General features: G+C 69.7%; 3 protein-coding genes, 1 tRNA gene and 1 rRNA gene. 4 read left to right on the top strand and 1 reads right to left on the bottom strand.

Annotated elements, in window-relative coordinates:
• The first annotated feature begins 10 nt into the window (after window positions 1-10).
• From rrf to IE239_RS17640, 3 genes are all read left to right on the top strand, one after another.
• Window positions 11-128 (top strand): 5S ribosomal RNA (rrf, locus tag IE239_RS17650).
• 99 nt (window positions 129-227) lie between these two features.
• The gene (locus IE239_RS17645) at window positions 228-905 is read left to right on the top strand and encodes a DegT/DnrJ/EryC1/StrS family aminotransferase (protein ID WP_190150284.1); all 678 of its coding nucleotides are present in this window, start codon (window positions 228-230) and stop codon (window positions 903-905) included.
• Window positions 906-980: 75 nt separating this feature from the next.
• A tRNA-Thr gene (locus IE239_RS17640) sits at window positions 981-1,056 on the top strand.
• 55 nt (window positions 1,057-1,111) lie between these two features.
• On the opposite strand, the gene IE239_RS17635 is transcribed toward IE239_RS17640, so the two are convergent.
• Entirely contained in the window at window positions 1,112-3,853 is a 2,742-nt protein-coding gene (locus tag IE239_RS17635; RefSeq protein ID WP_190150283.1) for a SpoIIE family protein phosphatase, read from the bottom strand.
• A gap of 374 nt (window positions 3,854-4,227) precedes the next feature.
• Here IE239_RS17635 and IE239_RS17630 point away from each other — a divergent pair, with 374 nt between their 5' ends.
• Window positions 4,228-9,690, top strand: a complete 5,463-nt coding sequence (locus IE239_RS17630) for a HAMP domain-containing hybrid sensor histidine kinase/response regulator (RefSeq protein ID WP_190150282.1) — start codon at window positions 4,228-4,230, stop codon at window positions 9,688-9,690.
• Window positions 9,691-9,828: the final 138 nt, after the last annotated feature.

Genomic DNA, 9,828 nt, shown 5'->3' with positions numbered 1-9,828 from the left:
TTCATAGTGTTTCGGTGGTCATAGCGTGAGGGAAACGCCCGGTTACATTCCGAACCCGGAAGCTAAGCCTTACAGCGCCGATGGTACTGCAGGGGGGGACCCTGTGGGAGAGTAGGACACCGCCGAACAATCATTCAAAGGGTTGGGATCTGAACTTCGGTTCGGATCCCAACCCTTTTTTGTTTTCGGCCACTTGGCGTTCATGTTCCGGCTCCAGCATCCACCGCATGGGTACTGCTGTAACGCTCAGGGCCGCAGGCGTCGGAGTCGGCGACGAGGTCATCGTGCCGGCCTTCGGGAGCGTGGAAGTCGCGGCCGCGGTCGCCCTGGCGGGTGGGCAGCCGGTCTTCGCGGACGTCGACCCGTCGACGTACTGCCTCGATGCGGCCGCCGTCGAAGCGGTCGTCACTGCGCGGACCGCGGCCGTCGTCGTCGTGCACCGCTTCGGACGGCCGGCAGAGGTCCACCGGTTGCGCGAACTCGGGTGCCGGCACGGGTTGCTGGTGGTGGAGCAGGGAGAGCCCGGGGCGCCGCACGACGAGATCGCGCAGCGTCGGGAAAGAGCCGCCTTTCTGGACGGACGGCTGCGTGGGGTCCGGACGCCCCACGGCGGCGCCGGGCACACTTATCAGCAGTACGTCGTGCGGGTGCCGGGAAACGGGCGGCCTGACCGGGACGCGTTCGCGAGGGCCTTGCGGACCCGGGGGGTCGAGTGCCGGGTGCCGGTGAAGACGCCCTCGCACCGACTGCCCCGGTTCCGGCAGTGTGTCGCGCTCCCGGAGACCGAGCGGGCGGCCGACGAGACCCTCGCGCTTCCGGTGGACGCCTCGCTGACGAAACGGGACATGCAGCGGATCGCGTCGGCCTGCAACGCGCTCGGTGGACTGCTTCAGGCCGCCTCCTGAACGAGTTTGGGAACACCGTCCTGTTCGGGGTATGATCTATTCCGTTGCCGCGAGGGAAACCTCGAAAAGTGACCAGCCCCCTTAGCTCAGTCGGCAGAGCGTCTCCATGGTAAGGAGAAGGTCAACGGTTCGATTCCGTTAGGGGGCTCCACGAAGAAAGCCTCCGCCCTTCAGGGCGGGGGCTTTTCTCATGTATCGCGGCCTCCTCATGCCACGCGCATTGCCAGGATGGCCATGTCGTCGGAAGGGGCGTCGGACGCGAAGCGTTCCACTGCGCGCATGATGCGCGCGGCGACCGCGCCGGCCGTGAGGCCCGTGCAGGTGGTGAGGACGTCGGCCAGGCCGTCGTCGCCCAGCATGCGGGTCCCTTCGCGGCGCTCGGTGACGCCGTCCGTGACGCAGAGCAGGACGTCGCCCGGGTCGAGGGTGACCGTCTGCTCGTAGAGCTCCAGGTCCTCCATGACGCCCAGGAGCGGCTGAGGTTCGGCGGCCGGCTCGACCGTGCCGTCCTGGCGGAGGCGCAGGGGGAGCGGGTGGCCCGCGCAGACCACCTTCAGCTCCGCGCTGCCGTCCTCCTGCGGGCGCATCTCGCCGTAGAGGAGGGTGAGGAAGCGGCTGCGCGCCCCCTCGTCGAGGATGGCCGAGTTGAGGCGTTCCAGCACGGCCGGGCCGCTGAGGCCCTCCCGGGCCAGGAGCCGGAGCGCGTGGCGGGCCAGGCCGGTCACCGCCGCGGCGTTCGGGCCCGTGCCGCAGACGTCGCCGATGGCGAAGCCGTACGCGCCGTCGCTGATCGGGAAGACGTCGTAGAAGTCGCCGCCCACCTCATTGCCCTCACCGGCGGCGCGGTAGATGACCTCGACCTCCACACCGTCGATGGAAGGCAGTTCCGGGGGCAGGAGGCTGCGCTGGAGGGCCTGGCTGATGGCCGTGCGCTCCGAGTAGAGGCGGGCGTTGTCGAGGGCGAGGGCCGCTCGGCGGCTCAAGTCCTCGGCCAGTTCGAGGATTTCCTGGCGGAAGTGTTCGTCGGTGGGCTTGCCGAGGGTCAGCATGCCGATCACGCGGTTGCGGGCTACGAGGGGGAGGACCACGGTCTCGCCGCCGACCGCGGAGGCCGTGGCCAGTGTGGGGCCGATGCCCGAGGCCATCTGGTGGGTCGGCCCGCCGGTCAGGCCGAGGCTGCGCATGGAGCTGCGCAGGGCCGCGTCGTGCGCGGCCTCGGCGGGGGCCGCCCAGACCCGCGCGCCCGGGGTGGGCACCGGATCCGGGGGCGCGACCTTGGAGAGCAACGACTTGATGCCGTCGATGAGTTCCTCGTCCTCGTGCAGGACGTAGGACAGGAAGGGGTCGGAGGCCTGGTCGGCGATCGTGTAGACCGCGCACCAGGTGGCCAGCGTCGGCACCGTCATCTGGGCCATCAGGGCCAGGGTCTGGTCGCGGTCCAGGGTGCCCGCGAGGAGATCGGAGGCTTCGACGAGGAAGCTGAGGGAGCCCCGGCGCAGGCGTTCCAGCTCGCCGAGGCGGGCGGACTCCACGGCCAGCGCGATGCGGTCGGCCGCGAACTGCAGGCGCAGGGCCTCCTCGTTGGAGTAGCGGCCCGCGGCTTCCGCGGCCACGCCGAGGGAGCCCGTGAGGCGGCCCTCGACCTTCAGCGGGACGGTGACGACGGAGCGCATGCCCGTGCCGCTCAGCAGGGGGACGGCTCCGGGCACGGCCAGCAGGTCCTCGTGGACGGCCGGCATCCGGGCCGAGCCGTAGCGGCCGGGGCCCGCCTCGACGGGCACGCGCGCGAAGCGCTGGCGGGCCGAGGGCAGGCCGGTGGAGGCGCGGACCTCCAACTCCGTCTCGTCGTCGGTGGCCAGGAGGAGGAAGGCGGAGTCGGCGTCGAGCATGTCGCGAGCACGCTCGACGGTGCGCTGCAGGAGGCCGTCGAGGTCGTCCGGCGCGGGGGAGCCGATGAACACCTCGAAAGGGTCCGTGCTCTGGCCGTCGGAGCCGGTGGCCGTGTCGGACGCCGGGACGCGCGACGGCGTCTGCAGGACCGCGCGTTCATGGTCGCGCACGAGCAGGCAGACGGTGGAGGGCTCGCCGTCGGTATCGCGGACCCGGAGGTGCGAGGCGTAGACGGGGGTGACGCGGCCGTTGGCGCCGCGGATGCCGTAACTGCCCTCCCAGCGGGAGAGTTGGAGGGCTTCCACGATGCCGGTGCTGGTGCCGGGGGTGTGCGGCCAGGCGGCGAGATCGGTGAGCGGCTTGCCGGTGACCTGGTCGGCGGGGTAGCCGAAGAGTTCCTCGGCGTCCTCGTTCCAGGCGGAGATGGCGGCGGTGCGGTCGATCTGGACGACCGCGACGCGTACCCGGCTGTCGGCGAGCGGCAGTAGGTCGGCGGGCAGGGAAGGGCCGGCGGCGCGGGTGCCCACCGGGCGGTCGGGGAGGTCGAGCCGGAACCAGACCTGCTTGTGGGTGGGGGTGTACTCGACGCCCCAGCGGGCGGCGATGGCGGCGCACAGCTGGAGTCCGCGGCCGCCTTCGCGGTCGGGGCTGCCCATGGCGGCGAGGGAGCCCTGGAGGGGGATCTCACGCTCGGGATACCGGTCGGCCACCTCGATGCGGACGCCGTCGTCGCTGCGCAGGCACAGGACGTCGGCGTGGGTGCCGGCGTGGACGACCGCGTTGGTCACCAGTTCGCTGGTGAGGACGACGGCGTCGTCGATGATGTCGGCGAAACCCCAGCCCTGGAGGGTGTCGCGGACGAAGGACCGGGCGGTCGCCACCGATCGCCCGACGGGCTCGAAGCTGGCGGCCGCGCGCGCGGTGATCACAGAACTCCTCGGCCGGTTGTCTGCGGACAGGGCTTCCCGGCCGGCCGGGTCGCTCCGCTGGTGGGGCGGGCGCGCGCCAGGGGGCCGGGGGTCCGGGGGGTGTCCCCCCGGGATCAGTCCGGTGGTCATGTGTGCGGTCGCCCCTCCGATGCCCGCTCGTGCTCGTGCCACCGCCCAGACCGTCGGACCGGTGTGGCTGGACAGCCGCATGCAAGGTTACTTACCTTCCGGGGCCCCGCGGATGCCGGTCACCGGTGTTTCCGCCCGAGGGTGTGCGGACCGTGTGCGAAGCTGCCGAACTGTTATGGCCTGGTTCGGCGAGGGTGAAACACTGGGCAAGCTTCCTGTGAAGGTCCGGGCAGAGTGAGTGTCGTCCGGGTCCAGGGGGCAGCAGCCCTCCGGGCCCGCCTGGTTCCATCGGGTGCGACACCGGGTGGCACCAGGAACGACGGCGAGCAGCACCCAGGCACAGCGGTAACGGTCGACCCCTGCGGGAGGGACAAGTGGAGTCTGGCGCAGCGACGCGGGGCACTAAGGCGCGCGCGAAAGGCGGACAGTCTCTGAGCAGGCCACGCACCCCACGCGGGGGCACCACTGTCGTGGACACGGCGGCTTTGAATCGTTTGCTCGTGGCCCTGGTGTCCATGCGGGACGGGAATTTCCGTAAGCGGCTCACGGTCTCCGGCGACGGCGTGATGTCGGAGATCGCTGCCGTGTTCAACGAGGTGGCGGACCGCAATCTGCATCTCACCGGTGAGCTGTCACGTGTGCGGCGCATGGTGGGGCGGGAGGGAAAGCTCACCGAGCGGCTGGAGACGGGGGCCTGCGAGGGCTCGTGGGCGACCGCCATCGACAACTCGAACGCGCTGGTCGACGACCTCGTACGGCCGGTCTCCGAGGTCGGACGGGTGCTGTCGGCGGTGGCCGAGGGTGATCTGTCCTCGCGGATGGAGCTGCGGACGCACACCCCGGAGGGGACCGGGCATCCGCTGCGCGGGGAGTTCCTGAAGGTCGGGCGGACGGTCAACAACCTGGTCGACCAGCTGTCGACGTTCACCGACGAGGTCACGCGCGTGGCCAGCGAGGTGGGCACTGAGGGCAAGCTGGGCGGGCAGGCCCAGGTGCGCGGCATGTCGGGCTCGTGGAAGGACCTCACGGAGTCCGTCAACACGATGGCGTACCGGCTGACGGCGCAGGTGCGGGACATCGCGCTGGTGACGACGGCGGTGGCCAAGGGTGATCTGTCACGGAAGGTGACGGTTCACGTCGAGGGCGAGATGCTCGAGCTGAAGAACACCGTCAACACGATGGTGGACCAGCTCTCCGCGTTCTCCTCCGAGGTGACGCGGGTGGCCCGCGAGGTGGGCACCGAGGGCATCCTCGGCGGGCAGGCGCAGGTGTCCGGCGTGGACGGCGTGTGGAAGGAGCTCACCGATTCGGTGAACACCATGGCCGGGAACCTGACGGCCCAGGTGCGCGGGATCGCTGAGGTCACGACGGCGGTCGCCAACGGCGACCTGTCGCAGAAGGTGACGGTGTCGGCGCGCGGTGAGGTCGCGCAGCTCGCCGACACGATCAACCAGATGACGGAGACGCTGCGGACCTTCGCCGACGAGGTCACCCGGGTGGCCAACGAGGTGGGGGCCGCGGGGCAGCTGGGCGGCCAGGCGAACGTGCCGGGTGCGGCGGGGACCTGGAAGGACCTGACGGACTCCGTCAACACCGTGTTCCGGAACCTCACCACTCAGGTGCGGGACATCGCGGCCGTGACGACGGCGGTGGCCAGCGGTGATCTGTCGCAGAAGGTCACGGTGGACGTGGCCGGCGAGATGCTGGAGCTGAAGAACACCGTCAACGGGATGGTCGACCAGCTGTCGGCCTTCGGCGCCGAGGTCACGCGGGTGGCGCGCGAGATCGGGGTCGAGGGTGAGCTGGGCGGTCAGGCGCAGGTGTCGGGAGCGGCCGGCACCTGGAAGGACCTGACGGACTCCGTCAACACGGCGTTCAGGAATCTCACCGGACAGGTGAGGAACATCGCGCAGGTCACCACGGCCGTGGCCAACGGCGACCTGTCGCAGAAGGTCACGGTGGACGTCTCCGGTGAGATGGCGCAGCTGAAGAACACCGTGAACACGATGGTGGACCAGCTGTCGTCGTTCGCCGACCAGGTGACGCGGATGGCGCGGGACGTGGGCACCGAGGGGCGGCTGGGCGGTCAGGCGCGGGTGGACGGCGTGTCGGGCACCTGGAAGGAGCTGACCGACTCGGTCAACTCGATGGCAGGGAACCTGACCTCCCAGGTGCGCAACATCGCCCAGGTGACGACGGCGGTGGCGCGGGGCGACCTGTCGCAGAAGATCGACGTGGACGCGCGCGGGGAGATCCTGGAGCTGAAGAACACCATCAACACGATGGTCGACCAGCTCTCCGCCTTCGCCGACCAGGTGACGCGGGTCGCGCGGGACGTGGGTACCGAGGGGCGGCTGGGCGGGCAGGCGCAGGTGCCCGGCGTGGCCGGTGTGTGGCGCGACCTGACGGACTCGGTGAACGGCATGGCCGGCAACCTCACCGCCCAGGTGCGCAACATCGCCCAGGTCGCCACGGCCGTGGCCCGCGGTGACCTCTCCCAGAAGATCACCGTGGACGCGCGCGGGGAGATCCTGGAGCTGAAGAACACCCTGAACACGATGGTCGACCAGCTGTCGTCGTTCGCCCAGGAGGTCACGCGCGTTGCCCGCGAGGTGGGCACGGAGGGGCAGCTCGGCGGACAGGCCGAGGTGCAGGGCGTCTCCGGCACCTGGAAGGACCTCACGCAGTCCGTGAACTTCATGGCGAACAACCTGACCATTCAGGTGCGCCAGATCGCGGAGGTCACGACGGCGGTAGCCAAGGGCGACCTGTCGAAGAAGATCACGGTCGACGCCAAGGGCGAGATCCTGGAACTGGTCACCACCGTCAACACGATGGTCGACCAGCTGTCGTCGTTCGCCGAGCAGGTGACCCGGGTGGCCCGTGAGGTGGGCACCGAGGGCATCCTGGGCGGTCAGGCGCATGTGCCGGGCGTCACGGGCATCTGGAAGGACCTCAGCGGCAACGTCAACCTGATGGCCAAGAACCTGACCATGCAGGTGCGCAACATCTCCCAGGTCGCGGCGGCCGTCGCCAACGGCGACCTGACGCGGCAGGTGACGATCGAGGCGCGCGGCGAGGTGCAGCAGCTCGCCGACACCTTCAACACGATGGTGAAGACGCTGAGCTCGTTCGCCGAGCAGGTCACCAAGGTGGCCCGCGAGGTGGGCACGGACGGCATCCTGGGCGGTCAGGCGCATGTGCCGGGTGTGGCGGGCACCTGGAAGGACCTCACCGACTCGGTGAACGGCATGGCGTCGAACCTGACCGGCCAGGTCCGCAACATCGCGATGGTCACGACGGCTATCGCCAAGGGCGATCTGACGAAGAAGATCGACATCGACGCGCGCGGGGAGATCCTCGAGCTGAAGACGACGATCAACACGATGGTCGACCAGCTGTCGTCGTTCGCCGAGGAAGTCACCCGGGTGGCCCGCGAGGTGGGCACCGAGGGGCAGCTGGGCGGGCAGGCACGCGTGCGTGACGTCGACGGCACCTGGCGCGACCTCACGGAGTCCGTGAACGAGATGGCCGGGAACCTGACCCGGCAGGTGCGGGCCATCGCGCGCGTGGCGACCGCGGTGACCCGCGGTGACCTGAACCTGAAGATCGACGTGGACGCGTCCGGGGAGATCCAGGAGCTGCAGGACTACATCAACAAGATGATCGCCAACCTGCGGGACACCACGATCGCGAACAAGGAGCAGGACTGGCTCAAGGGCAACCTCGCGCGCGTGTCGGCGCTGATGCAGGGCCGGCGCGACCTTCAGGACGTGGCCTCGCTGATCATGAGCGAGCTGCCGCCGCTGGTGGCCGCGCAGCATGGCGCGTTCTTCCTGGCGATGCCGCCGGCGGACGGCGACGCCGACCAGTACGAGCTGCGGATGCTGGGTTCGTACGGCTACTCGATGGGATCCATGCCGTCGTCGTTCCGGCCGGGCGAGGCGCTGGTGGGGACGGCCGCCGAGGAGAAGCGCACGATCCTCGTCGCGAACGCCCCGAGCGGCTATCTGAAGATCTCCTCGGGGCTCGGCGAGGCGCCGCCCGCACAGGTGATCGTCCTGCCGGTGCTGTTCGAGGGCCAGGTGCTGGGCGTGATCGAGCTGGCGTCGTTCACGCCGTTCACGCAGATCCAGAAGGACTTCCTCAACCAGCTCGCCGAGATGATCGCGACCAGCGTCAACACGATCTCCGTGAACACCAAGACGGAGCAGCTGCTGAAGCAGTCGCAGGAGCTGACCGAGCAACTGCGGGAGCGTTCGGCCGAGTTGGAGCAGCGGCAGAAGGCCCTGCAGGCGTCCAACGCCGAACTGGAGGAGAAGGCCGAGCTGCTGGCCCAGCAGAACCGCGACATCGAGGTGAAGAACACGGAGATCGAGGAGGCGCGGCAGGTCCTGGAGGAGCGTGCCGAGCAGCTCGCGGTGTCGATGCGCTACAAGAGCGAGTTCCTCGCCAACATGTCGCACGAGCTGCGCACGCCGCTCAACTCGCTGCTGATCCTGGCGAAGCTGCTCGCGGACAATGCGGAGGGCAACCTCTCGCCCAAGCAGGTCGAGTTCGCAGAGACGATCCACGGGGCCGGCTCCGACCTGCTCCAGCTGATCAACGACATCCTGGACCTGTCGAAGGTCGAGGCGGGCAAGATGGACGTCTCGCCGACGCGCATCGCGCTCGTCCAGCTGGTGGACTACGTGGAGGCCACCTTCCGTCCGCTGACCGCGGAGAAGGGCCTGGACCTGTCCGTGCGGGTGTCGCCGGAGCTGCCGGCCACGCTGCACACGGACGAGCAGCGGCTGTTGCAGGTGCTGCGCAACCTGCTGTCCAACGCGGTGAAGTTCACCGACTCCGGGTCGGTCGAGCTGGTGATCCGGCCCGCAGGGGCGGAGGTGCCGACGGCGATCCGGGAGCAGTTGCTGGAGGCCGGTTCGCTGAACGACCCGGACGCCCCGCTGATCGCGTTCTCGGTGACCGACACCGGCATCGGGATCGCGGCCAGCAAGATGCGCGTGATCTTCGAGGCGTTCAAGCAGGCCGACGGCACCACGAGCCGCAAGTACGGCGGAACGGGCCTCGGGCTGTCGATCTCGCGGGAGATCGCGCAGCTGCTCGGCGGCGAGATCCACGCGCAGAGCGAGCCCGGTCGCGGGTCCACCTTCACGCTGTACCTGCCGCTGCACCCGAGCGAGCTGCCGCCGCAGGGCTACCAGCAGGTCGTGCCCGCTCTGGAGGCCGGTGACCTGGTGGCCTCGGAGAACGGGGGGACGGAGCTGTCGGAGCTGTCTCCGGCGGAGATCCAGACGCCGGCCGAGGTGCGTTCGTACCAGGATGCGCAGAACGGTCCGGCGGCGCTCTTCAGGCGACGGCGGCGGCTGGTGAGCGGCGGTGAGCAGGTCGGCCGGCCCGACCAGTGGCCGGCCCGCGCCCAGCAGGCGGAGTCGCCGGCGCGCGCGGGCATCAAGTTCGGCGGCGAGAAGGTGCTCATCGTCGACGACGACATCCGCAACGTGTTCGCGCTGACCAGCGTCCTGGAACAGCACGGCCTGTCGGTGCTGTACGCGGAGAACGGCCGGGAGGGCATCGAGGTCCTGGAGCAGCACGACGACGTGGCGGTCGTCCTGATGGACATCATGATGCCCGAGATGGACGGCTATGCGACGACGACGGCGATCCGGCGGATGCCGCAGTTCTCGGGGCTGCCGATCATCGCGCTCACCGCGAAGGCGATGAAGGGCGACCGGGAGAAGGCGATCGAGTCGGGCGCCTCCGACTACGTGACGAAGCCGGTCGACCCGGATCACCTGCTGACCGTGATGCAGCAGTGGATGAGGGACGCGTGAGGCGTCCCCCGGCGGGAACCCCGGGCGTGGCGGGAACCTTCGGAGGCTGCCGGAAGTTGTTGACTCAGGGTGGCCGTCGCCGTGTAGCGAGGCGGAATCCGGGGAACCTTCTGGTCTCCTGCTGCGTTCCTGCTACGT

The organism is Streptomyces humidus, assembly GCF_014649655.1.
In the GTDB taxonomy this organism is placed as follows: Bacteria; Actinomycetota; Actinomycetes; order Streptomycetales; family Streptomycetaceae; genus Streptomyces; species Streptomyces humidus.
Note: the sequence above shows the minus strand (reverse complement) of the source record. Positions and strands in the feature narration are given on the sequence as shown.